The sequence below is a fragment of the Brevibacterium sp. OS20 genome, assembly GCF_056837565.1.
On record NZ_CM166367.1, the window covers coordinates 3243819 to 3265554 of the forward strand.

General features: G+C 65.2%; 21 protein-coding genes. 7 read left to right on the forward strand and 14 right to left on the reverse strand.

Annotated elements, in window-relative coordinates; genetic code table 11:
• Positions 1–40 precede the first annotated feature (40 nt).
• From ACVZTU_RS14535 to ACVZTU_RS14555, 5 genes are all read right to left on the reverse strand, one after another.
• Positions 41–1672: a long-chain-fatty-acid--CoA ligase gene (locus ACVZTU_RS14535; RefSeq protein ID WP_139468193.1), complete on the reverse strand. Its 1632-nt coding sequence runs from the start codon at positions 1670–1672 to the stop codon at positions 41–43.
• Between the two features lie 237 nt (positions 1673–1909).
• Positions 1910–2671 carry an enoyl-CoA hydratase gene (locus ACVZTU_RS14540; RefSeq protein WP_482400702.1) on the reverse strand — a complete coding sequence of 254 codons (762 nt, stop codon included), beginning with the start codon at positions 2669–2671 and terminating at the stop codon, positions 1910–1912.
• 231 nt (positions 2672–2902) lie between these two features.
• The gene (locus ACVZTU_RS14545; RefSeq protein WP_259357441.1) at positions 2903–3475 is read right to left on the reverse strand and encodes a GNAT family N-acetyltransferase; all 573 of its coding nucleotides are present in this window, start codon (positions 3473–3475) and stop codon (positions 2903–2905) included.
• Positions 3475–4662: a trans-sulfuration enzyme family protein gene (locus ACVZTU_RS14550; protein WP_139468190.1), complete on the reverse strand. Its 1188-nt coding sequence runs from the start codon at positions 4660–4662 to the stop codon at positions 3475–3477. The genes ACVZTU_RS14545 and ACVZTU_RS14550 overlap by 1 nt, the downstream gene beginning before the upstream one ends.
• Positions 4663–4838: 176 nt before the next feature.
• Positions 4839–5756, reverse strand: a complete 918-nt coding sequence (locus tag ACVZTU_RS14555) for a LysR family transcriptional regulator (RefSeq protein WP_482400703.1) — start codon at positions 5754–5756, stop codon at positions 4839–4841.
• 86 nt (positions 5757–5842) lie between these two features.
• Here ACVZTU_RS14555 and ACVZTU_RS14560 point away from each other — a divergent pair, with 86 nt between their 5' ends.
• The gene (locus tag ACVZTU_RS14560; RefSeq protein WP_482400704.1) at positions 5843–6979 is read left to right on the forward strand and encodes a YeiH family protein; all 1137 of its coding nucleotides are present in this window, start codon (positions 5843–5845) and stop codon (positions 6977–6979) included.
• Positions 6980–7057: 78 nt separating this feature from the next.
• Here the strand turns inward: ACVZTU_RS14560 and ACVZTU_RS14565 are convergent, their stop codons facing one another.
• Both ACVZTU_RS14565 and ACVZTU_RS14570 read right to left on the reverse strand, forming a co-directional pair.
• Entirely contained in the window at positions 7058–7924 is an 867-nt protein-coding gene (locus tag ACVZTU_RS14565; protein WP_482401739.1) for an IS3 family transposase, read from the reverse strand.
• A gap of 8 nt (positions 7925–7932) precedes the next feature.
• On the reverse strand, positions 7933–8340 hold the full coding sequence (locus tag ACVZTU_RS14570) for a helix-turn-helix domain-containing protein (protein ID WP_482400705.1): 408 nt from the start codon (positions 8338–8340) through the stop codon (positions 7933–7935).
• A 391-nt stretch (positions 8341–8731) separates the two neighbouring features.
• On the opposite strand from ACVZTU_RS14570, the gene ACVZTU_RS14575 reads away from it, so the two are divergent.
• Positions 8732–10105: an SLC13 family permease gene (locus tag ACVZTU_RS14575; protein ID WP_482400706.1), complete on the forward strand. Its 1374-nt coding sequence runs from the start codon at positions 8732–8734 to the stop codon at positions 10103–10105.
• A 182-nt stretch (positions 10106–10287) separates the two neighbouring features.
• Here ACVZTU_RS14575 and ACVZTU_RS14580 read toward each other — a convergent pair whose 3' ends face one another.
• A complete protein-coding gene (locus tag ACVZTU_RS14580; RefSeq protein WP_482400707.1) occupies positions 10288–10875 on the reverse strand; it encodes a GNAT family N-acetyltransferase in 588 nt (195 codons plus the stop codon).
• A 165-nt stretch (positions 10876–11040) separates the two neighbouring features.
• On the opposite strand from ACVZTU_RS14580, the gene ACVZTU_RS14585 reads away from it, so the two are divergent.
• Positions 11041–11367, forward strand: a complete 327-nt coding sequence (locus tag ACVZTU_RS14585) for a GNAT family N-acetyltransferase (protein ID WP_139468185.1) — start codon at positions 11041–11043, stop codon at positions 11365–11367.
• A gap of 63 nt (positions 11368–11430) precedes the next feature.
• Here the strand turns inward: ACVZTU_RS14585 and ACVZTU_RS14590 are convergent, their stop codons facing one another.
• A complete protein-coding gene (locus tag ACVZTU_RS14590) occupies positions 11431–12003 on the reverse strand; it encodes a DUF2306 domain-containing protein (RefSeq protein ID WP_458311846.1) in 573 nt (190 codons plus the stop codon).
• 121 nt (positions 12004–12124) lie between these two features.
• Between ACVZTU_RS14590 and ACVZTU_RS14595 the strand changes: the two genes are divergently transcribed.
• On the forward strand, positions 12125–12826 hold the full coding sequence (locus tag ACVZTU_RS14595; RefSeq protein WP_482400708.1) for a MerR family transcriptional regulator: 702 nt from the start codon (positions 12125–12127) through the stop codon (positions 12824–12826).
• Positions 12827–12886: 60 nt separating this feature from the next.
• On the opposite strand, the gene ACVZTU_RS14600 is transcribed toward ACVZTU_RS14595, so the two are convergent.
• A complete protein-coding gene (locus tag ACVZTU_RS14600; RefSeq protein ID WP_482400709.1) occupies positions 12887–13954 on the reverse strand; it encodes a zinc-dependent alcohol dehydrogenase in 1068 nt (355 codons plus the stop codon).
• On the reverse strand, positions 13954–15318 hold the full coding sequence (gene shiA, locus ACVZTU_RS14605) for a shikimate transporter (protein ID WP_420095619.1): 1365 nt from the start codon (positions 15316–15318) through the stop codon (positions 13954–13956). The genes ACVZTU_RS14600 and shiA overlap by 1 nt, the downstream gene beginning before the upstream one ends.
• A 156-nt stretch (positions 15319–15474) precedes the next feature.
• Between shiA and ACVZTU_RS14610 the strand changes: the two genes are divergently transcribed.
• Entirely contained in the window at positions 15475–16272 is a 798-nt protein-coding gene (locus ACVZTU_RS14610; RefSeq protein ID WP_482400710.1) for an IclR family transcriptional regulator domain-containing protein, read from the forward strand.
• Positions 16273–16345: 73 nt separating this feature from the next.
• On the forward strand, positions 16346–16825 hold the full coding sequence (locus ACVZTU_RS14615; RefSeq protein WP_482400711.1) for a putative immunity protein: 480 nt from the start codon (positions 16346–16348) through the stop codon (positions 16823–16825).
• Between the two features lie 188 nt (positions 16826–17013).
• On the opposite strand, the gene ACVZTU_RS14620 is transcribed toward ACVZTU_RS14615, so the two are convergent.
• From ACVZTU_RS14620 to galU, 3 genes are all read right to left on the reverse strand, one after another.
• Entirely contained in the window at positions 17014–19170 is a 2157-nt protein-coding gene (locus ACVZTU_RS14620) for a hypothetical protein (RefSeq protein ID WP_482400712.1), read from the reverse strand.
• A 116-nt stretch (positions 19171–19286) separates the two neighbouring features.
• A complete protein-coding gene (locus tag ACVZTU_RS14625) occupies positions 19287–19883 on the reverse strand; it encodes a GNAT family N-acetyltransferase (RefSeq protein WP_139468299.1) in 597 nt (198 codons plus the stop codon).
• An 83-nt stretch (positions 19884–19966) separates the two neighbouring features.
• Positions 19967–20869, reverse strand: a complete 903-nt coding sequence (gene galU / locus ACVZTU_RS14630) for a UTP--glucose-1-phosphate uridylyltransferase GalU (RefSeq protein WP_139468177.1) — start codon at positions 20867–20869, stop codon at positions 19967–19969.
• Between the two features lie 45 nt (positions 20870–20914).
• On the opposite strand from galU, the gene ACVZTU_RS14635 reads away from it, so the two are divergent.
• The gene (locus ACVZTU_RS14635; RefSeq protein WP_482400713.1) at positions 20915–21658 is read left to right on the forward strand and encodes a 5-formyltetrahydrofolate cyclo-ligase; all 744 of its coding nucleotides are present in this window, start codon (positions 20915–20917) and stop codon (positions 21656–21658) included.
• The last annotated feature ends 78 nt before the right edge of the window (positions 21659–21736 follow it).

Here is a 21736-nt window from a genome sequence, read left to right on the forward strand (position 1 = left end):
CCCGGGGCTCGACCGATCGCTGCCCGGATCAGCCTTGTGATCAGGACTGTTCCCAGTCCTTGCGCAGCAGCTTCTTGTCGAGTTTGCCCACCGAGGTGCGCGGCATCTCCTCGACCACCCTGACCTCGTCGGGCATCTGCCACTTGGCGAAACGAGCACTCAGCGTTTCGACGATCGAGTCCCGGGTCACCTCGGCGCCGGGGTTGGCCACAACGTAGGCGACGGGACGCTCATCCCACTTCTCGTCGGGGACGCCGATGACGGCGGCCTCGCTGACGTCGGGGTTGTCGAGGATCGCGTTCTCCATGTCGATCGACGAGATCCACTCGCCTCCGGACTTGATGACGTCCTTGAGTCGGTCGGTGATCTTCAGGTAGCCGTACTGATCGATGGTGCCGACATCGCCCGAGCGCCACCACCCGTCGAGGAACCGGTCGGCGTTGTCGGGCAGCTGGTAGTAGGACTCGGTGATCCAGGGTCCGCGCATGAGGAGCTCGCCCATGGACTTTCCGTCGCGTGGCAGCTCATTGCCCTCGGGGTCGACGGTCTTCATTTCAACACCGATGATCGGCAGGCCCTGCGAGCGCTTGAGGTCCCACTTCTCTTCCTCGTCGAGGTCGAGACCGGGACGGATCTTCCAGTTCGTCGACGCCAGCGGGGTGGTTTCGGTGGCACCGTAGCCGTGGATGACGTCGGCCCCGGTGACCTCCTTGAACCCGCGCATCATGGACAGCGGCGGCTCGGACGACCCGGAGACGAGACGGACGCCGCTGAGGTCCGGGGCCTGCGGCATCTTCTTCATCATCTGCAGCATCGGCCCGAAGATGGCGGGGGCGCCGTTGGCCAGGGTGACCTTCTCCTCGACGAAGGCTTGGGCGATGGCACCGAACTCTTCGGCGGCGAACTTGCCGGGCAGGACGAGCTTGGCGCCAGCGGCCACGGCGTTCTGCGGGAAGCCCCACGACAGCACATGGAACATCGGGGTGATGGGCATGACGCAGTCGTCGAAGTTCGCGTGGAGTGCGGCCAAACCGCCCATCGTGTGCAGGTAGATCGACCGGTGCGAGTAGTACACGCCCTTGGGGCGGCCGGTGGTGCCGGTGGTGTATCCGGCGTAGGCGGCGGTCTTCTCATCGACAACGGGCCAGTCGTAGGTCTCGGGCTTGTCGGCGATGAGGTCTTCGTAGGAGACGACGTTGGTCAGGCTCGTCTCGATCTCGGCGATGGGTTTGTCGGTCATCACGACCCAGCCCTTGACGTCGAGCTTCGGGGCCAGCGATTCGGCCACGGTCAGCAGCGATTCGTCGACGAAGATCCAGTCCGACTTCGAGTGGCTGACGACGTAGGCGAGGTCCTCGGGAGCCAGGCGCAGGTTGAGCTGAAGCATGGTCGCGGCCACACCGGGCACGGCGAAGTAGAGCTCGAGGTGGCGGCGAGAGTTCCAGTCGAGGACTCCGACCATGGAGCCGGCACCGACGCCGAGGTCGGCGAGGCCGTGCGCGAGCTGCGCCATGCGCTTGAACTCGTCGGCGTAGTTCGACCGGCCCCAGGATCCGTCCGAACGGCGGTAGACGACCTCGGCATCACCGAAGACGGTGGCTGCATGGCGGATGAGGCTGGTGGTGTTGAGCTGGTAGCTGTCGCCCAGGGTGGACGGAATTCCTGTCAGCATGAGACTCCTTCGTTCGTGCTCCGGTCCCTCCTCGTCGCTGTGGCTGCGACGGGAGAAGAATCGTGATCGCCGGTTTCGTGGTGGGCGGTCGTCACCATCACATCAGGTGCGGAGGCGGTGCGGATGCAGATGCCTTGATTCGTGGTCAAACAGTTATCAACCGGTCTGCGGTCCGGCCGCTATGGACCAGCGTGCGGTCTGGCAGTCATGAACCGTTTCGTCCGCGCCGACCCACAATCATTCCCCGGTGAAGCCGGGTGCCCTCTTGTCGAGGAAGGCAGCGACCCCCTCGGCGAAGTCGTTGCTCGCACGCAGCGCATCCTGTCCTTCGACCTCGCGGGCGAAGGACGCGTCGAGTTCGGCCAGGCTGGCCCGGTTGATCGCTCGCTTCGAAGCGGCCAGGGCACGGGTGGGGCCCTGAGCGAAGACCGCGGCGACTTCTCCGGCACGTTCCAGGTGGCTTCCGGCCGGAACGACCTCGCTCGCCAATCCCCAGTCGAGGGCATCGGCGGCCTGCAGCTTCTCTCCCGTCAGCGCCAGGCGCAGGGCCCGGTGGCGTCCGGCCGAGGCGGCGACCAGGGCGGTCGAGCCCCCGTCGGGCATGAGCCCGATCTTCGTGAACGGCAGCATGAGATAGGACTTCTCGCTCATCACCAGATAGTCGCAGGCCAGGGCGAGGGAACAGCCGATGCCCGCGGCCGGTCCGGACACCGCCGCGATCGTGGGGATGGGCAGGTCGAGGATCGCAGCGATGATCCTATTCGCTCCGGCGAGGTCGATGCCTTCGCGCTTCGCCACTCCTCCCTGGAGATCCGCTCCGGAGCTGAAGGACCGTTCGCTGCCGGTGAGGATGATGGCACGGGATTTCGCGGCCGCCTCGGTGACAGCCGTGCCGATGGCCTGGAATGTCTCCTCGTTGAGCGCGTTGAGGCTCTCCGGACGGTTGATGGTCACGGTCGTGACATCGCCGCTGACTTCGGTGAGAACGCTGGTGGACAATGCGACTCCTTCGTACGAATCCGATGATCCGGGTAGCTTTCGGGGCTTCTGCTTCCGTCCGCTCTCGGGCGGGCGGAAGCATCTACCGTCACTTTAACGTACGTTAAGTTGATCTGCGTCACAGACCCGAGCAGCTTCGTTCTTCGCCGAGAAACGGGTCAAGCGTCGAGAAACGCCCGCGCAAACCCGTGTCTCGACACGCAGCCCGCTTCTCGGCGGAATGCGTCGTGCTCAAGCCAATGTGGCGTCGAGCTGGGCGGCGGTGAGTTCCCGGTCGGCGAAGACCAGGCGGACGGCGGTCGGGTCGGGATTGCCGGCGTCGGGTGCGCGGTGAACGAGTTCGAGGCCGAGCCTGCGAGCGACCTCCGCCGAGGCGGTATTGACCTCGAGCAGATACGCCACGACCGGCAGCTCCGGGTCGATGTCTGCCGCGGCCTCCATCGCCTCCCGCGAGACCGCTGTCGCCAGGCCACGTCCCTGCGCTTCGGGCCGGAACCGGTATCCGAGGTTCCAGAACGCTCCGGGTGTGCCGCGTGAGGCACCGGGGCCGGAGACTCCACGCAGCGAGCAGCCGCAATGGCCGAGGATGTCCCCGCCCGGAATCTGCCGCACCATCCAGGGTCCGATTCCGTCGAGTTCCCACTGCGAGGCCAGTCGGACGAGGATCGCTTCGGCCTCTTCCTCATCGGTCAGACGTCCGCTGGGCAGGTGCGTCCAGACCCGCGGGTCGGAGTCGATGGAGAAGAACTGGTCGAGGTCGTCCGCGCTGGGTCGGTCGAGCACATAGTCGGGCGTCTGCCTCATCAGGCAAGGGCCGCCTCGAGGTCAGCCCAGAGGTCGTCGAGGTTCTCGATGCCGACGCTCAACCGGATGAGCCCCTCGGGCACTGTCGCCGGTTCCGAGGGGTGTCGGCGGCGCCGTTCGATGAGGGATTCCACCCCGCCCAGGGAGGTCGCCGGCGTCCACAGTCGGACCGCCTCGGCGATGGCGGTGGCCTTGTCCGCGGTCGCGAGGGTGAAGGAGATGATCGCGCCGAATCCGTTCATCTGCGCGGACGCGCGGGCGTGGCCGGGGTCGTTCGGCAGGCCCGGGTAGCGGGTTTCGACGACGGCCGGGTGGGCGGCGAGGCGCTCGGCGATGACCTGAGCGTTGGCCTGCGCGCGGTCGAGGCGCACCGCCAGGGTGCGCAGTCCGCGCAGGGCCAGCCAGACCTCGAAGGGACCGGCGATTCCGCCCCGCATGGATCGTTCCGTGTGCAGTTCTTCGCGCAGTCCGGTGCTGCTGGTCACGACCGCACCGAGGACGACGTCGGAGTGCCCGGCGAGGTATTTCGTCACCGAGTGCACGACGATATCGGCGCCCAGGTCGAGCGGGGTCTGCAGCAGCGGGGTGGCGAAGGTGTTGTCGACGGAGACGAGGAATCCACGGTCCTTGGCTGCCGCGGTCAGCGCGGGAACGTCGGCGACCTCGAGCATCGGGTTCGTCGGCGATTCGATCCACAGCATCCCCGGGGATGCGGCTTCGCCCGCCGTCGCGTGCCCCGCTTCGTCGAGGGCGGCGATGACCGCCTCGGTGTCGGCGATATCAACGGTGACGAGGTCGAAGTTCTGCCGCCCAGCGATCTGTTCGGCTGAGGCGAGCGCTCCCTGGTAGCTGTGGGTGGGGATGATCAGGGTGCCTCCGGCGGGCACGAGGCTGATCACGGCCGAGATCGCCGCCAGGCCGGAGCCGAAGACCAGTCCGGGCAGGCTCGCGTGTTCGAGCTGACCGAGCGCCTCTTCGAAGGGCGTCCATGCGGGAGTGTCGAAGCGGGCATAGGCATAGGGCGAGTTCGAGATGTCGCCCGCGCTCACGAAGGTCGAGGACAGATCGATCGGCGGGTTCACCGAGGCGCCATCGACGCGCTGAGGTCGTCCGGTCTCGACGACGATGGTGTCCGGAGCGAACTCGGGATGACGGGCGGGAGAGGAGGCTGGCTCGGGCTGTGTCATGTCCCCAATATATGCCTCACCGCATCACACGGAATCGACAGCGATATTTCGGACACTTTTCCGAAACTCTGAAGGGTTCGCCCGGTGTCCGCTGCTTCGGACGGCGCGGAGACTTCGACCTGCTCGAGCCCCCTTCACTTAGGCCCCTTCACTCGGGTCCCGTCGTTCGGATCCTGTCACTCGAGGCTGTAGACCATGTGCTCGAGCAGCAGACGTGCCCCGGGTGACTGCCGCCGGCTCCTGGCCCATACGGCGTGGAGTTCGCGGGTGAGGTCGACGTCGTCGGCCACCGGCAGCGGCACCAGACGCCCCGCCCGGAAATCATCGCGCAGAGCGAGTTCGGACAGCACGGCCGGGGCCACGGATGTGGCGGCGGCGATGCGCAGGGCGGAGTTCGATCCGTACTCCCCCGCCACGCGCACTCCCCCAGCTCCGACCAGTGCCGCGTCGATGACTTCCCTGGTGCCCGAACCGATCTCACGTACCAGCAGCGGCACCTGCGCCAGCTCCTCGGCGCTGATCGGCTTCGTCCAGGCGTGAGCGAAGTCCGGGGCACAGGCGATCATGAGTCGGTCACGGCCGACCTCCTCGGCGTTGAGGTCCTGCGGCAGGGACACGGATTCGATGAGCCCGAGGTCGCAGGTCTGCCGGCGCACCCGGTCGATGACGGTCGCGGAGTTCTCCACCGACAGACCGATGTCGATCGTCGGGTGTGCGGCGCGGAAGGTCGTGAGGTGGTGGGGCATGAGGTATTCGGCGACCGTCAGAGAGGCGCTGACCTTGACGGTTCCGGCGCGGGCGTCCTGGATGGCGCGGGCCCCGGCGTAGAGCGTGTCGTAGGCTTCGATGACCTTCGATGCCCATTCGGCGACGGCGCGGCCCTCGACGGTGAGTTCGGTGCCCCGCGGAGAGCGCCGCAGCAGCGGCACCTTGAGATCGCGTTCGAGGTTGCGCAGGCTGCGGGAGGCATTCGGCTGGGCGAGATCGAGCTTCGCCGCGGCCTGGCCGATCGACCTGGCGTTGCCGCTGAGGGCCACCAGCAGCCCCAGAGCCTGGAGCTCGGGCCAGTTCTTCATATTCCCGAGGTCGTGCATATGCTCATCATGACATATCAGATCCATATGGGTTGCTAAGAAATCACCGTCTACTGCGACCGTGCAGGCGTTGACAGACTGAAGTCATGAACCGCTTCGTCTCCCTCTTACCCGGACTCGCCGTCGCCGCTGCGGCCACGGCCGTCGCGTGGCCGATCTCCATGCTCGCTCCCGTGCTCTCACCGCTGCTCGTGGCGATCGTGCTCGGAATCCTTCTGGGCAATCTCGTGCCCAACCTGCCCGAGGCGTTCATGCCCGGACTCAACTTCGCCGCGAAGCCGCTGCTGCGCCTGGGCATCGTCGCCCTCGGCGCGCAGGTGGTGCTCGGCGACATCCTCGACCTCGGGTGGCTCGTTCTCGTGCTCGCCGCCGTCATCGTCGCCGCCGGAATCCTCTCGGCCCTGGCCCTGGCCGGACCGCTCAAGGTCGACCGCCCCCTGGCCGTGCTCATCGGCAGCGGATTCGGCATCTGCGGTGCCGCCGCCGTCGCCGGAGTTGAGTCGACTCTGAAGTCGAAGAAGGAGGATGTGGCCGCCGCGATCGGCCTCGTCGTCCTCTTCGGCACCCTGATGATCGCGATCGTGCCCGGACTCTCGACCGCCCTGGGTCTGTCCCCGGAGACCGCCGGAATGTGGGGCGGTGCCGCTACCCATGAGGTTGCCCAGGTCGTGGCGATCGGCGGGATCATCGGCCCCGCGGCCCTCGAGATCGCCGTCCTCGTCAAACTCGCCCGCGTCATCATGCTCGCCCCCACCGTCGCCGTGTTCAGCTACGCAGTGCGCCGCAGCGAGGGCAGAGCACTGACGAACACCGGCACCGAGGCGGCCGCCGGTTCCACCGAGACCTCCGCAGCCGCAGGCCGGGGTGGAGAGAGCAAGGGGTCGGGCGCATCGGCCGCGGGGGCAGTGTCGACCGGTGGGCCGGTGTCGACCGCGACGAAGCAGACTCCGGCTCGGGGCAAACGTCCGCCGATCGTTCCGCTCTTCGTCGTCGGCTTCCTCGTCATGGCGGCCCTGCGCACCTTCGGCCTGCTGCCCGAGATCGCGGTCACCGGACTCAGCTGGATCCAGACAGTATGCCTGGCTATGGCGATGTTCGCCCTCGGCCGCGGAGTGCAGTGGCGATCACTGAAGAACCTCGGCGCCCGGCCGATCGCCCTGGCCGCACTCGTCACGATCATCGTCGCCCTCATCGCCCTCGGCGGATCTCTCCTCCTCACCTAACCCCTCCCCAATTGCTACCTGACGGCGGCCCAGCAACCTCGCGCTAGAGTGGTCCCCAATAGTTGGACTGCTGTGGGGTCAGCATGAAGCAGTTGCCGGCTGTTCGGCTGTGGCGGTCTTGGTCCGATATTCCATCGGGGCAAGGCCGCCTAGTCGCATCGAGATCCTCTCAAAGTTATACCAATGAATGTACTCATCGATCGCTTTCTTCAGGTCCTCGATCGAGTCGAATTTCTGCAGATAGAACATCTCGGACTTCAACTGCCCGAAGAAATTCTCCGCCATCGCGTTATCCCAGCAGTTTCCCTTCCGCGACATCGACGGTGTGGCACCGTGTTTGGCCAGGATCGCCGCCCACGACACGTGCTGGTACTGAAACCCCTGGTCCGTGTGCACCAACGGTTTCTGTCCCGGCCGCAGCCCCTGACACGCATTCGTCAGTGACTCGTTCGTCAATGCCGTGTTTGGTGACATCGACATCGAGTACGACACCACACTGGTATCGAAGAGATCAATGATCGGCGACAGGTACAGTTTCTGATCCGCCACAGGAAATTCCGTGACGTCAGAAACCCATTTCTCATTCGGTTCATCTGCGGTGAATTCCCGGTTGAGGACGTTACCGGCAACGCGGCCGATCGTGCCGCGGTGGGAGTTGTACCGCTTCCTGCGCACCTTGGTCTTGATGCCCATGTCCTGCATCAACCGCAGCACAGTCTTCTTCGCGATCGTGATGCCTTCTTTGACCAAGACTGCCCAAATCTTGCGGTGTCCATAGCATTCGCGACTGCCGGTGAAGATCTCCCGGATCCGGCCTCTCACCTGCACATACGGGTCAGGCTTCTGACCGAAGCGTTTCTGGTGATAGAAGAACGTCGACCGGGCCAAACCCGCAATTTGCAGCAACACGGGCAGGGGGTAGTTCGCCTTGAGACTGGCAACAATGCGTGCTTTTACAGCTGCCCGTTCTGCCTCAAGGCCTTCAGTTTTTTTAAGTACGCGTTCTCCGCTTCGGCCCGCAGCAGTCGGTCTTGTAACTGGCGGTACTCGGCCAGGCTGATGTCCTCGACACGAGCCTTCTTCGTCAACACGTCCGGCTTCGCCGGGACCTGTTCAGCATCCGGGTCCTGCCCGTTGTCCATCGCCCGCATCCGAGCTGTCTTCCCCTTACCCGATGCTTTGCGGGGGGTGAAGGCGTCCTCGCCTTTGTTCCGGTACTCCTTGGCCCAGTCCAGGATGGGACGTGACGAGGCTAGACCGAGTTCCTTGGCGAGTTCGACTTTGTGTTCGCCGTTTAGGTACCGTTTCGCGGTCGCGATCTTCGTCTCTTTGGGGATGCGGCGGCGTTGATACGGTTCCATGACCGATATTGTTCCACGCACTAACCATCGGTCGTGGAGGAGTTTGAGCGTGGGTTTATGGACGTCGAGCTTGGTCGCTGTCGCGGCGTAACCCAGGCCTTGGCTAAAGAGTTCGATCGCGGCATGAGCTTGATCGTTCGTGATCAGACAGTCCTGACGCATGGAGTGGTCCCTTCAAGTTGGTTTGTGTTGATCACAGTCCAACTTTCGGGGACCACTCCAGCGCGAGGTTGCTGGGCCGCCGTCAGGTAGCAATTGGGGAGGATTTTCCGTATATCGGGACTTTCCGACGGTTCGGACACGCCTCAGCGGTACCCGCCGGTAACACTGGTAGTCTCTCAGCGAATCAGCCAGCGATGCTCAGTGTCGCTTCAGCCTTCGCAAGGACATCATGCTCACTCAGATCATTGCTCTGCTCATATTCGTCGCCCTCTTCGCCATCGGCGCTGTCCGCGGTGTGCAGATCGGCGTGCTCATGCTCGTCGGCGCGGCCGGAACCGGGCTCCTCTTCACCGATATGGCCGTCGACGACATCGTCGCCGAGTTCCCCTTGGACATCATGATCCTGCTGGCCGGGGTCACCTATTTCTTCGCGATCGCGCAGGAGAACGGGACCGTCGACAAGATCATCGACTGGGCCCTCGAACGCGTCGGATCCTCGGCGGTGCTGCTGCCCGCGGTGTTCTTCGTCATCACGGGCTGCATTGCGGCCATGGGCGCACCGTTGGCGGGACTGGTGATGATGCCCGTGGGAATGCAGGTCGCCCGCAAGTACGGCGTCGACTACGCGCTCATGGGACTGGCGATCTGCTTCGCCATCGGCGCCGGCGGCTTCGCCCCGACCAGCCTCTACGGAATCGTCACGTACTCGACCGCCCACGATGCCGGCATCGACCTCTCCCCATTCCTGCTCTTCGGAATCGCCGTGGCCGTCTACCTCGTTATGCTCGTCGTCGCCTACTTCATGTACGGTCGGTCGCTGTTCTCGAAGACGACGGTGGCGGCCGCCGATCATGCTTCGGCCGGGAGTGCCCAGTCGAAGATCTCCCGCGGCTCCGCCTCCGCATCAAGTGTCGCCTTCGGTGAGGACGATGAGGACGAAGCTCTCTTCGACTCCTCCACCACCGACGAGGCGGGAGAATCCAAGCCGTTCACCTTCGTGCAGATCCTCACCGTGATCTTCATGGTCGGCCTCATCGGCAGCGTGGTCGTGCTCGCGGCCCTCGGTCAGGAACCGGACATCGGCCTGCTCTGCTTCATGTTCGGAGCGATCCTCGCGCTCGTCGACCCGAAGACGGGCAAGGCCGCGATCCCGAAGATCGACTGGCCGACCGTGCTGCTCGTCGGCGGCATCATCACCTTCGTCGGCGTGCTGCAGAACATGGGAGCCGTCGACCTGCTCGGTGAAGGCGCCGAGTCGATCGGTTCGCCGCTCATCGCCGCTTTCGTCCTCTGTATCGTCGGCGGCCTGGTCTCGGCCTTCGCATCGACGACGGGCATCCTCGCCGCGCTCGTGCCGCTGGCTCTGCCGCTCATCGCCGCGGGTGGGGTTCCCGGCTGGGCACTCATCGCGGCTCTGGGCGTGTGCTCGGCGGTCGTCGACGTCTCACCGTTCTCGACGCTGGGTGCCACGGTCGTCGCGACCGCCCCGGTCGAGGACAAGCCGCGCCTGACCCGCATCCTCGTGAAGTTCGGCATGTCGATGGTCGTCATCGGACCGGTCGCGCTCGTCGGCGGCCTCGTCGTGCCCGCCATGATGTTCTGAGGCTGGGTTCCGGGCCAGGCTCTCGGACCGGACTCCAGACCCAGGCTCCAGAGCCTCCAAGAATAGGTCAGCATCGGACACTTTTCTCCAACAGAAGTGTCCGATGCTGACCTATTTTCCGGCTGCACCCCGTTCTTCGGCTGCAACCCGTTTCTCACCTGCAACCACGCTTCTGCCGCCCCTCACCTCAAGGGCTTGGCCAGCAACACGAATTCCAGGTCGTCGACCTTCGGCAGACCGAAGCGTTCGTCGCCGTAGGGGAAGGGCTCGATTTCGCCGGTGCGCACGTAGCCGCGGCGCTCGTAGTAGGCGATGAGTTCGTCACGCTTATTGATCACGCTCATCCGCATCGACGTCGCACCCCAATGTTCGGCCACCCACGCCTCGGCGAGGCCGATGAGCAACGACCCCAGCCCTTTGCCCTGTCCCAGCGGAGAAACGGCGAGCACCCCGAGGTAGGCGGCCCCGTCTTCGGGCTCTCGCACATAGACGCTGGCCACGGCGCGACCCTGATCATCGCGGGCGAGCAGGATCTGGGAGTCCGCCTCGGCGAGCATGTCCTCGGCCATCGGACCGTCGAGCCGTTGTCCCCCGAGCAGGTCCGCCTCGGTGGTCCACCCCTGTTTCGATCCCTCGCCGCGGTAGGCCGAAGACACGAGCTCGACGTAGTCGGGAATGTCGGCGGACGTCAGTTCGGTGACCTCGAATCCGACTGCGCGCAGCTTCTGGCGGTGCGCGTCGACCAGGGTCGCCGAGGGGTGTGCGGTCATAGGTGGGACTCCTTCAAGATCGTCCGGTCGGCTGCGTCAGACCAGGCTAGTCGCTTCCTCAGAAACAGAACTATAGTGTCAGTTGTCAGGACAGCGGCGATCGCCGATCGAACGCCGACGACCATCGCGCAGTGCCGCCGGCACGGACATTCGGGAGGAATGACCATGGACATCGACATCTCGGGAGAGACCTTCACCATCACCGAGGATGCTGCGGCCAAACGCTTCACCGTCTCCCACTCCGGAAAGGTCATCGGTCTCGTCGATTACATCGACCGTGAGGCGAGTGCCGATGACACCGCCGACGGCCCGGTGCGCATCTTCACCCACACCGAGGTGTCCCCCGAGTGGGGCGGCCGCGGCTTGGCCGCCAAGCTGGTGCGCTATGCACTGGAGACCAGCGCCGAGGAGGGGCTGAAGTTCCGGACGACGTGCTCCTACGTGCAGAATTTCCTGGTCAAGAACGACGAGTTCGACAAGTTCGTCGCCTGAGCGTCACGCTCGGTCTCGTCAGCTCCCTGCCCGGGGACGTCAACTCGCACCCCAGAGTCGTCATTACGCAGTGACCGGGCCTGCTTCGCTTAATTTCGCGGGCGTCAGCGGTTCGCCGCTGGCGCCTTCTTCTGCATTGCCCACGATGTTCGCGCTCTCGACGATCTCCTGTTGACGGTCGCGTCCGGAGACGAAGCGCAGGACGAAGATCGCCCAGGCGGTGACTGCCACGATGACCGCGGCGACGAGTGACCACAGCAGTCCTGGGTCACTGACTGCCAGCTGTGGGATCTCTCGTCCGGGGACTGCAGCGGCAAAGATGCCTGCAATCAGTGCACCCAGATAGGAGCCGACCATCATTCCGATGTGGCGGCGGACATTGCCACGGCGGATCGCGATGACGCCGAGCGTGGTGGAGATGAAGGTCCAGATCGCCAGGGCGTGGAAGAGCGTGAAGGAACCGGTGAGCGAGTAGATGAACATTCCGCTGGTGCACACGAAGTACATGAGAATGACCCAGGACCGTCCGATGAAACGGTGCTTGCGGTCCTTGGTGCGGCGGATGATCTGGATGGGTCCCAGCAGGACGGCACCCGTGGCGGCGATGGCATGGATGGCGATGAAGAGTGAGAACATGTCATTAAGATAGTGTCACTAACCAAGTGTGGCAACGTGGATAGTGAACGCCGCTTCCACTATCCATTCACCGTCGTCGAGGACGAAACCTGCAGAAGCAACCCGCAGAAGGAGGGGCACAGTGAAGCTCAGCGCATTGGCAAAGGCCGCCGGCGTCTCGGCTGCGAGTATCAAGTACTACATCCACGAGGGGCTTCTGCCGCCTGGACAGAAGAAGAATGCGACGACGGCCGTCTACGACGCGACGCATCTGCACCGGCTGGCGCTCATCCGCTGGCTGCGCGAGGAGCTGGCCACTCCAATCGCCGACATCGCCGAACTCACCCGCGCCATTGACGACGAATCGCTGCCGACGATCGAGCTGATGGGCGTATGCCAGGAGCTCGCCTTGCGCGGGAATTCCGGACTGCCCGCCTCGGCGCAGCGCGCACCGGGTTCCCCGCCGTTCGCCCTGCGGGCCTCCGGAACACATCCGACCGCAGTCTCCCCCACCCCTGACCGCTTCGATGATCTGGTCTCCGAGGTGATCGACCGCCTCGGCTGGCCCGATGAGGAATCTGCAGCGAGGAATGCACTGGCACGTGTTGTCGCGATGGTCGAGGCGGGTGGATACCCGGTCACCGTCGATTCGATCGTCGCCCAGTGCCGGGCCATTGCCCCTATCGCTCAGTCTCATGTCCGCCCGATCAGCGTCGAGCACAGTCGCGACAGGGTCTGCCTGAGCGTGATCCGCGGCATCACGATGTCCAATCGTCAGCTCATCGCCGCGAGTGCGCTGGCTCATGCGTCACTGTCGATGATGTCGCGCGGCCTCGATGACTGACCGATTCTTACGCCCAATCCCGCAGACCGACCGCTGAAAATGCCCGTGTGCGCTATTGAGTCACGCCTGCAGATCCACCCACTGCTTCACTCCGGGCCGACTTGCTCTTCTCCTCGCGAAAAATTCTGGCAGATCATTGAGCGAAAGGCCCGGGCCCACTATTCCTTCAGACGGCAGTTCGTTGAGCATCGCCACCGCTGTCGCCATGTCATTCGGATGTTCGTAGATGAAAGAGCCACGAATGCTCAGCTGCCGTTGGACGATATCGAAGCTCGACGCGCCGAGGCGGTCCTGATCCTCTCCGACGATTGTGACCTTTGCGAAAGGAGAGAGCTGGTCGACGACTGCGGCGAGTCCCTTTGAGACTCCGGCCGCATCGATGACGACCTGAGGTGCCGGGCCGGCGCTGGGGACGAATGCCCGGGCTCCGAGCTCGACCGCTAATCGGAGCCGGGTCTCGTCCGGTTCACTCACCCAGGGACGATAGCCGAGATCCACGAGAACGAGTATTGCCAATAGTCCTTGAGCTCCGGCACCGATGATGAGGACGTCTTCCCCTCCATGCAGCTCGGTACGTCGGATCGCCGCAGCAGCAACCGCCAACGGTTCGGCGCATACGGCGCGCTCCACAGGTATCCCAGCCGGCACGCGGTGGCAGAATCCGCTGGGATGGTCGACCACCTCGGCGAGGAATCCCGGCTGAGTGAGCACGCCGGCGCTCAGCCGGGAGACACATGCCGAGGTCATGCCCCGAAGACAGTACTCGCACCGCCCACAGGTGATGTTGGGTTCAAGCGCGACTCTGTCGCCGATCGCCCATCCCTCGGCCCCGCTCCCCACCTCGGTGATCTCTCCGACGCCTTCGTGTCCGAGTCGCCACGGCAGCTCGGGAGGCGTCCGCGAACCGGAGGCCAGGCTGAGATCGGTGCCGCAGATTCCCACCGCGAGCATCCGCACCCTCACATGCCCGGAGGCAGGGCGCCCAGGCGGTCCCGGTCGAGTGAGGACCTCGACGCGACCTGGCGCGGTGATCTCGACAGACCGGATCGTTCCGCTCGAGACAGACTTCGCTTCGACGCGCTTCTCAGCGGTCGGCATGGCGGCGGCGAAAGAGGGGCGGCGAACCATCAGGCGGACACGACCTGAGTGGATTCGACAGTGGAGCGTTCGGCGCGGCGGCCGATCTGCCATTTGCGCACGAGGTGCATGGCGATCGAGATCGAGATGAGGCAGCCTCCCCCGAGGTAGGCCGCCACGAGGTACCAGGTCCCGTTGCCGAGCCCGACGAGGAATGTCGCGATGAAGGGGGTGAAGCCGCCAGCGATGGCACTGGCGAGCTGGTATCCGACGCCCGCTCCGCTGTAGCGGAATTCTGGGCTGAACATCTCGGCGAACAGCGGCTGCTGGACGCTGACGACGGCATCGTGGGCGATGTTGATGAGCAGCACGGCGAAGATGACGATGCCGACGATGTTGCCGGCCTCGAGGAAGAGGAAGAACGGGACCGCGCTGACGAGGCCGATGACGCCGCCGGTGAGGTAGACCCGCAGTCGTCCGTAGCGGTCGGAGAGGTAGGCGAAGGCAGGGATCGTGACGATGCCGAGACCGCCGACGAGGAGCGTGATGTTGAGCATGATCTGTCGATCGAGCCCGAGCTGCTCGGTCGAATACGACAGAGCGAAGGTCGTGACGATGTACATGGTCAGCAGTTCGATGAACCGCAGGCCGACGATCTGGAAGATCTGTGCGGGATAGCGTTTGAAGGCCTCTAAGATCGGCAGCTTCGCGGTCTTGTCGGTCTTCGCATTCTTCACACGCTCGACGTACTCCTCGGATTCCTCGACGCCTGCACGGATCCACAGCCCGACGAGGACGAGGACGGCGCTGAAGAAGAACGGAATGCGCCAACCCCAGGCGAGGAATGCCTCAGCGGAGAAATTGCTGCTGAGCAGAGCCACGAGCCCGGTGGCCAGCAGCAGGCCGAAAGAATATCCGATCTGCACTCCGCTGGAGAAGAATGCCCGCAGCTTCGACGGTGCGCTTTCGACGGCCATGAGCGCCGCACCGCCCCATTCCCCGCCGACGGCGATCCCCTGGATGCAACGCAGCAGCACCAGCAAGGCAGGAGCGAGCCAGCCGACGGATTGGTAGGTCGGCAGGAATCCGATGAGAGCAGTGGCCACGCCCATGATCGTCATCGTCCACACGAGCATGGACTTGCGCCCGAGGCGGTCGCCGAAGTGGCCGAAGATGATGCCGCCGAGCGGGCGGAAGATGAATCCGACGCCGAAGGTCGCGAATGCGGCGAGTGTTCCCGCATGGGAACTGTAGTCGGGGAAGAAGAGCTCCCCGAAGACCAGTGCGGCGACGATTCCGTAGAGGAGGAAGTCGTACCATTCGACGACTGCGCCGATGAACGACCCGGCGGCGGCCCGCCTGGCCCGCTTGAGTTCCGCGGAGGCTCCCGCGTGCGTGCTGTCCGGTGCTGACATGACATTCCCCTTCGAATGATGGCCTCGCGGTTCCTCCGCGATGAGGGCGTGCTCGTGCTTGTCGCAGATCACAGTATCACGATGTGCGGTAAACGTACATATGTGCACATAGCGCACAATGCAGAATGGATCGGACCTTGCCGATACCCTGGGACGGTGAAGTCAGAGAAGAATTCAGGAGCAGATGCGTCGACCGGCGACCATTTCGTGAAGTCTGCCGAAAAGACGCTGTCGGTGCTGTTGGCGTTCACTTCTGACGATCCGCGACTGACGGTCACTCAGGTTGCCGAGGCGACGAGTCTGACTCGGGCTGCTGCCCGCAGGTTCCTTCTCACGCTCGTCGATCTCGGGTATCTCAGCAGTGACGGCACCCAGTTCTCGCTCACCCCGCGCGTGCTCGACATCGGTGCAGGGTTCCTCGCCGGGCTCGACCTTCCGAAGGTCGCTCAGCCCCATCTCAACCGGCTCGCGAACGATCTCGACGAATCCGCGACGCTGAGCATCCTCGATGAGGACGATATCGTCTACATCGCCCGCGCCACTGCTCCGCGGCTGCACACCGTCACCGTCAATCTCGGCAATCGACTGCCCGCCTGGGCGACGTCGATGGGCCGGATCCTCGTTTCCGAGCTGCCGCCGAGGGATCGGCAGGCTTTCCTCGACCGCACCGAGATCTCCACATTCACCGACAGGACAGTGTCGTCCAGGGAGGAGCTCGGCAGGGAGCTCGAGCGCATCCGCGAACAGGGATGGTGCCTCGTATCGCAGGAGCTCGACGAGGGGCTGCGAGGATTGGCCGTGCCCGTCCGCCGAGGCGATACCACCTTGGCCGCGCTCAATGTCTCATTGCACACGTCCCATCTGCGTGGACTCTCGATCGAGGACGACGTCGTCCCACGCCTACAGGCCGTCGCGGCGTCGATCGCTGAGGACTTCGGCGGGCGCTCCCAATGACGAACAGCTGCCCCGCCGCAAGGGTGGTCGTCCGGGTTCATCCGTGATCCTGCCGGAGGTCCGAGATCCTCGGATGATCACGATTCGCCGAGGCGGCTCCCTCACCGATGCCGACCACCGTCTTCTCGCGCTGTGGGCCGCCGACTGCGCCGAACACGTCCTGCCGTTCTTCGAAGCCGTCTGCCCCGAGGATGAGCGACCTCGCGAAGCCATTGCCGCCGCCCGGGCGTGGGCAGCTGGTGAAATGCCGATGATGGAGGCTCGCGCTCTCGGCGGTCATGCCATGGGTGCGGCACGACCCTTGCGTGGGCCACCCCGGTTCGCCGCTTATGCGGCGGGGCAGTCGGCCTGTGTCGGACACGTCGCCGAACACGATCTGGGGGCGGCGGCCTACGCGATCAAAGCGGTCCGAGGGACATCGGGGAAGGACCTTGGGGCCGGTCGTGCCGAACGCGACTGGCAGCGTGACCGGCTGCCGAATGAAGTCCGCGAACTCGTGCTGGAAGATCAGGCACGCCGCGATGCGATCTGCTGGTCGGTCTTCAGCGCCTGATCGCTGGCGGCACCCTCCACGGCAGACAGCACGCTTTAGAACGGGTGCTATCTGTCGTGAAGCTGGCTGCCAGTGACTCACCCTCGTGGACACCGTAACCCTGGCATGCAGAAGCCCCGCCGATTGGCGGGGCTTCTGCGTCGGCATCGCGAAATCCGTGCGGACCTCGCTTCAGCGACTTCGGGGCTTCACGCGCGCCGGCGAGCGAGAACGTCGTTGACTGCACCGAGGTCGGCGGCCTTCGTCGTCCGGATCGCCTTGCGCCCGTGGCCAAGGGGTCCTTCCTCGCGGGCGGAGTCGCTGAGTTCCGGCCGGTAGCCGAGCTCTTCGGCGAACTGAGCCGCGATATCTTCACGGCTGCGGGCCTCGGTTTCGTACGAGCTGGCATCGGCCGCCGATGCCGAGGGCACCGGATGCTCGGCTTCGGGTGCGTCGACATAGCTGGGCACCGGCAGCGGAGTCGGCGACCAGCCGTCGCGCGATTTCAGGCGTTGCATGAACGGGTCATCGACCGTGCGAGCCGCCGCATCAAGTGCAGCGTGCACATCCGCATCGACTTCCTTTCGACCGGCCGCATCTGCGACGGTTTCGGTCTCAGTGAGGAGGTCGGCTCCGAGCGAGACCGGGGTCTTGGTGGACTCGGTCCGAGCCTTTTCTGCAGACGTCGCCGAGGCGGCGTCGGCATCGTTCTCGCGGTCGATGTTGGTACCCGTCGCCTTCGGCTCTGCCGTCGACGTTGATTCCGCGGTGACGACGGTGCCCGACGTCGAGGCGGCCTCCGAGCCGGCGGCCACCTCGGCGGAAGTCGCGTCACCGTCTGCGGTGGCGTTCTCCTTCACGACCGGGATCGGTCCGGTGAGGAGGACCTGGCGCGTGGTGTGGCCCTCGGCGGCTTCCTTGCGGATGCGCACGAGCGGGATCTCTCCGGTGTCGGCCTCTTCGCGGGACTTCTTCGCCGCGGCGGAGCGGTTCATCGCAGCGCGAGCCTGCGCGGCCTTCGCCGCCGCGCTTGTGCCCTGGGCGGCCGCGGCGATCCGGGCAGCGGTTCCGCTCGAGGTCGATGCCGGGGCCGTGCGAGGCTGCTGCTTGACCGGAACGGTCTGCGACTTCGCGGACTTCGCGCCCGTGCGAGCTGGCTGCGATCCAGCTACAGGCTGAGCATCAGTCGTCCTGGCTGTGGCAGTCTGTCGTGCCGTGGCAGTCGACGGTTCGGCCGATTTCGGCTCGGCGGCACGCTCGACCTTGGCGGCGTGCTCCGGCTCAGCGGCACGCTTCGGCTGGCCCGCTGACCGTGACCGTGCGGTCTCCTGCAGACGTCGCAGCTTCTTCTTCGTCTCGCGCTTGCGCAGATTGAGCGTGCGCACGAGGAAGAGAGTGACGACCGCGAGCCCGAGGAAGACACCGGCCAAGGCGATGTGCACGACCGAGAAGGCCGCGAGCACACTTGACACAAGGATGCCGAGAACCGAGGCGAGGAAGACCAGGGAGAAGCCCCTGACCATAGTGTTCAGCGACTTCAGTGACTCCCGCAGGGTCGTGGCTTGCTCGGTCATCGCATGTTCCTCATCGGTTCCGATGGTCGGATTGGAAATCTGTCGGTTCTGTCCATCTGTGCCGGCCATCCCCTCGCCGAGGTGGCCGCCGCGTCCCGTCCGGGACCGGCCTTCACGTGGTCCGCCTCCGTGAGGAGCTGGACCGGCGCCGGCCGAAGCCATCCGGCTCGTCGACGCCTTGTGCCCCGCGCCGGTCGAGTGCGGCGGATGGGCCCGTGGCGAACGGCCCTGTCTGTCCGACGGCCCGACGGAGCGGCCGCTGTCGTTGAAGACGGCATGGACCGCGGGGTGGAGCAGTCGCACATTGTCAGTGGCAGCGCCTGCACGAACACCTGTGTCAGTGCCGACGCCTACGCTGGAAACGACAACACCGCGACCGACGGCCGCATGGTCGGCGGACAGGGAAGAGTAAGTTTCACCGACCGCAACGGGAAGGACGTTGAGCTGGGCGTGCTCGGCAGCCTCGGTGATGGTGTGTGCTTCGGCGTGACCGTCGATGACGGCGAGCTCGGGAGTGGAGGCCGAGAGACTCAGCTTCGGGGCCTCGACTTCCTGTGAGACGTCCGGGGTCGGAACCGACGGCACCTTCCGAGGTTTGTCGTGGAAGACCTGGATGCGCTCCGAATGGTCGTGCCCGGGGATGGCTGTCTCGGCGGAGACGACGGCCGCATTGTCCGGAACCGTGTCGATTTCGACGCGCGAGAGATCCGTCGCGGACTTCCGAATCATTGCGGGCACAGCAACGGCGAAGACCACGACGATGGCGATGACGACGATGATGCTGGTGTCCACAATGCCACCCTAAGTTGCAGGCATCAGGGAAGTCGTGAAGACGCGAGGTGTGTCGGTCAAACTGGGGCGAAGTTCACCGAATTCCCAGGCGGCGGCTGGACGTCCCCGGTTCGCGCCTACCACCCGCCGGTGCCGTGCCTGTATGCGGCCAGCAGACCCTGAGGGACCTCCTCGGCGAGGAGGGCGAAGGTGCGGTGGTCGCACCACTGCCCATCGATGTGCATGTACTTCTCGCGCAGCCCCTCATCGCGCAGACCCAGCTTCTCGACCACGCGCAAGCTCGCGGTGTTCTCCGGGCGGATGTTGATCTCGATGCGGTGGAGTCCGAGGGCGAAGAAGCAGTGGTCGGCGGCCATCGCCACGGCGACCGGGGTGATACCGCGACCGGCCACGCGCGAGTCGATCCAGTAACCGATCTGCCCGGACAGAATCGAACCCCAGCTCAGTCCCGATACGGTGATCTGTCCGCGGAAGTTCCCGTCGACCTCGATGGCGAACGGCACGGTCTGCCCGCGTTTGGCCTGTTTGTCCTGCATCCGCACCATCGTGCGGAACCCCGGCAGCTCCTGGCCCGGCGCAGGCAGGGTCGCGTCCCACGGGCGCAGCCAGTCGCGGTTGAATCGGCGGACTTCTCGCCAGGCCTCTTCGTCGCGGCGGCGCAGCGGTCGCAGCACGATATCGGACTGTCGATCAGTCAGGATGACAGGCCACACGCGGCTGCCCTCGCTCTCGGGATCAAGGTCGGTCTGCCCGGGTGGGCTGAACCAGGACGGTCGGCTCGGTCCTGTGTCGGCGCTCAGTCCAGCGTCGGCACGAACTCGCGCAGCCACGCTTTGAGATCGTCGCCGAGGTCTTCCCGGTCGCACGCGATCTGCACAACGGCCTTGAGGTAGTCGAGCTTGTCTCCCGTGTCGTAGCGGGCGCCCTTGAACACGACTCCGTAGACGCCGTGGCCCTCGTCGTCTCCGGCGAGCTCCTGCAGGGCATCGGTGAGCTGGATTTCGTTGCCGCGTCCCGGCTTCGTCGTCTCGAGGACATCGAAGATCTCCGGCGCCAGCACGTAGCGGCCGATGATGGCGAGGTTCGACGGAGCATCCTCGGTGGCGGGCTTCTCGACGAGGTCGGTGACCTTGACGACCTCGTCGTCAGCAGTGGACTCGACGGCGGCACAGCCGTAGAGGTGGATCGCCTCGGGCGGAACTTCCATGAGGGCGACGACACTGCCGCCGGTCTTCTCCGCGACCTCGATCATCTTCGGCAGGATCGGGCTGCGCTCATCGATGAGGTCATCACCGAGGAGGACCGCGAACGGCTCATTGCCCACATGCTGACGCCCCTTGAGCACGGCATGGCCGAGTCCCTTGGGGTCGCCCTGGCGCACATAGTGGATATCAGCGAGTTCCGAGGGATGGCGCACCGCGGCGAGCTTCTTGTCGTCGCCCTTCTGCGCGAGCGCTGCCTCGAGCCCGTCAACCCGGTCGAAATGATCCTCCAGCGGCCGCTTGTTCCGACCGGTGATCATGAGAACGTCCTGCAGACCGGCATCGACGGCTTCCTCGATGACGTACTGGATCGCCGGCTTATCGACGACCGGGAGCATCTCTTTGGGGGTGGCTTTCGTGGCGGGGAGGAACCGAGTTCCGAGACCGGCGACGGGGATCACGGCCTTGCGAACGGTGCGCTGCACTTCATCACTCATGAAGTCATCTTAACGAATCCGCCAACCCCGGTTAGTCTGAAATGCGTGGACTCACAAACTTCGAAGGCGCAGCTGCGGTCCCGCATCCGCGCAGCTCGCGCAGACCGCTCCCTCATCGAGGCGACTCCGGGGACCACGGCGGCTGCGGGGACGGTGGCGGCCGCTGCGTGGGACCTCATCCGAGAAACACCGGTTCGTTCCCTTCTTGCCTATGCGGCGCTGCCCGGAGAGCCGGACCTCGACCCGGCACTCGATCAGTTTCTCGCATCCGGCGGCACCGTCTACCTACCCGTCGTCACCAAGGTGGGCGAACCTTTGATGTTCGGCCAGGTCACTGGTTCAATGGCCAGCCTGAGACCGCAGGGCCGATGGGGAATCCGCGAACCGGCCCGGGATGGTGAGCTGCTCACCGCCGCCCAGCTGCTCTCCCCCACGATCGGCCTCGACTTCGTCTTCGTCCCCGCCCTGGGCTTCGGCGCCGATGGTGCTCGGCTGGGAAACGGAGGCGGCTTCTACGACAGGACCTTCGGCCCGCACGGGGCCGAGCCTCTCGGGTCGGGCGTTTTCGGATCGGGACGTCCTGGTTCCGAGCCCCCTGGTTCCGAGCCCCCTGGTTCGGAACGCAATGGTTTGGCAGCTTCTGGTTCGGCAGCTCCTGGCTCGGGTCCCCGCGTTGTCGGGGTGTGCTTCGCCTACGAGCTCAACCTCAAGGGTCTCGCCGCAGAAGTCTGGGACCTGCGCATCCCGGAGGCCGTCACCGACGACGGAACTCACATCTTCACGGCCTGACCGTCGGGAATCAGCACCCACTCGCGCGTGTTGATATGTGGATAACCTTGTGCATATCCCGGACCGGTGCTCCGGGGA

Bases quoted from the DNA above. Each gene is read 5' to 3' on its own strand.
- ACVZTU_RS14590 (WP_458311846.1), bottom strand. From the start codon at position 12,003: ATGTTCTCACTCTTCATCGCCATCCATGCCATCGCCGCCACGGGTGCC.
- ACVZTU_RS14575 (WP_482400706.1), top strand. From the start codon at position 8,732: ATGCTCACTCAGATCATTGCTCTGCTCATATTCGTCGCCCTCTTCGCC.
- ACVZTU_RS14545 (WP_259357441.1), bottom strand. From the start codon at position 3,475: ATGAGGCAGACGCCCGACTATGTGCTCGACCGACCCAGCGCGGACGAC.
- ACVZTU_RS14550 (WP_139468190.1), bottom strand. From the start codon at position 4,662: ATGACACAGCCCGAGCCAGCCTCCTCTCCCGCCCGTCATCCCGAGTTC.
- ACVZTU_RS14600 (WP_482400709.1), bottom strand. From the start codon at position 13,954: ATGGTTCGCCGCCCCTCTTTCGCCGCCGCCATGCCGACCGCTGAGAAG.
- ACVZTU_RS14615 (WP_482400711.1), top strand. From the start codon at position 16,346: ATGATCACGATTCGCCGAGGCGGCTCCCTCACCGATGCCGACCACCGT.
- ACVZTU_RS14560 (WP_482400704.1), top strand. From the start codon at position 5,843: ATGAACCGCTTCGTCTCCCTCTTACCCGGACTCGCCGTCGCCGCTGCG.
- ACVZTU_RS14555 (WP_482400703.1), bottom strand. From the start codon at position 5,756: ATGCACGACCTCGGGAATATGAAGAACTGGCCCGAGCTCCAGGCTCTG.
- ACVZTU_RS14580 (WP_482400707.1), bottom strand. From the start codon at position 10,875: ATGACCGCACACCCCTCGGCGACCCTGGTCGACGCGCACCGCCAGAAG.
- ACVZTU_RS14535 (WP_139468193.1), bottom strand. From the start codon at position 1,672: ATGCTGACAGGAATTCCGTCCACCCTGGGCGACAGCTACCAGCTCAAC.
- shiA (WP_420095619.1), bottom strand. From the start codon at position 15,318: ATGTCAGCACCGGACAGCACGCACGCGGGAGCCTCCGCGGAACTCAAG.
- ACVZTU_RS14585 (WP_139468185.1), top strand. From the start codon at position 11,041: ATGGACATCGACATCTCGGGAGAGACCTTCACCATCACCGAGGATGCT.
- galU (WP_139468177.1), bottom strand. From the start codon at position 20,869: ATGAGTGATGAAGTGCAGCGCACCGTTCGCAAGGCCGTGATCCCCGTC.
- ACVZTU_RS14570 (WP_482400705.1), bottom strand. From the start codon at position 8,340: ATGGAACCGTATCAACGCCGCCGCATCCCCAAAGAGACGAAGATCGCG.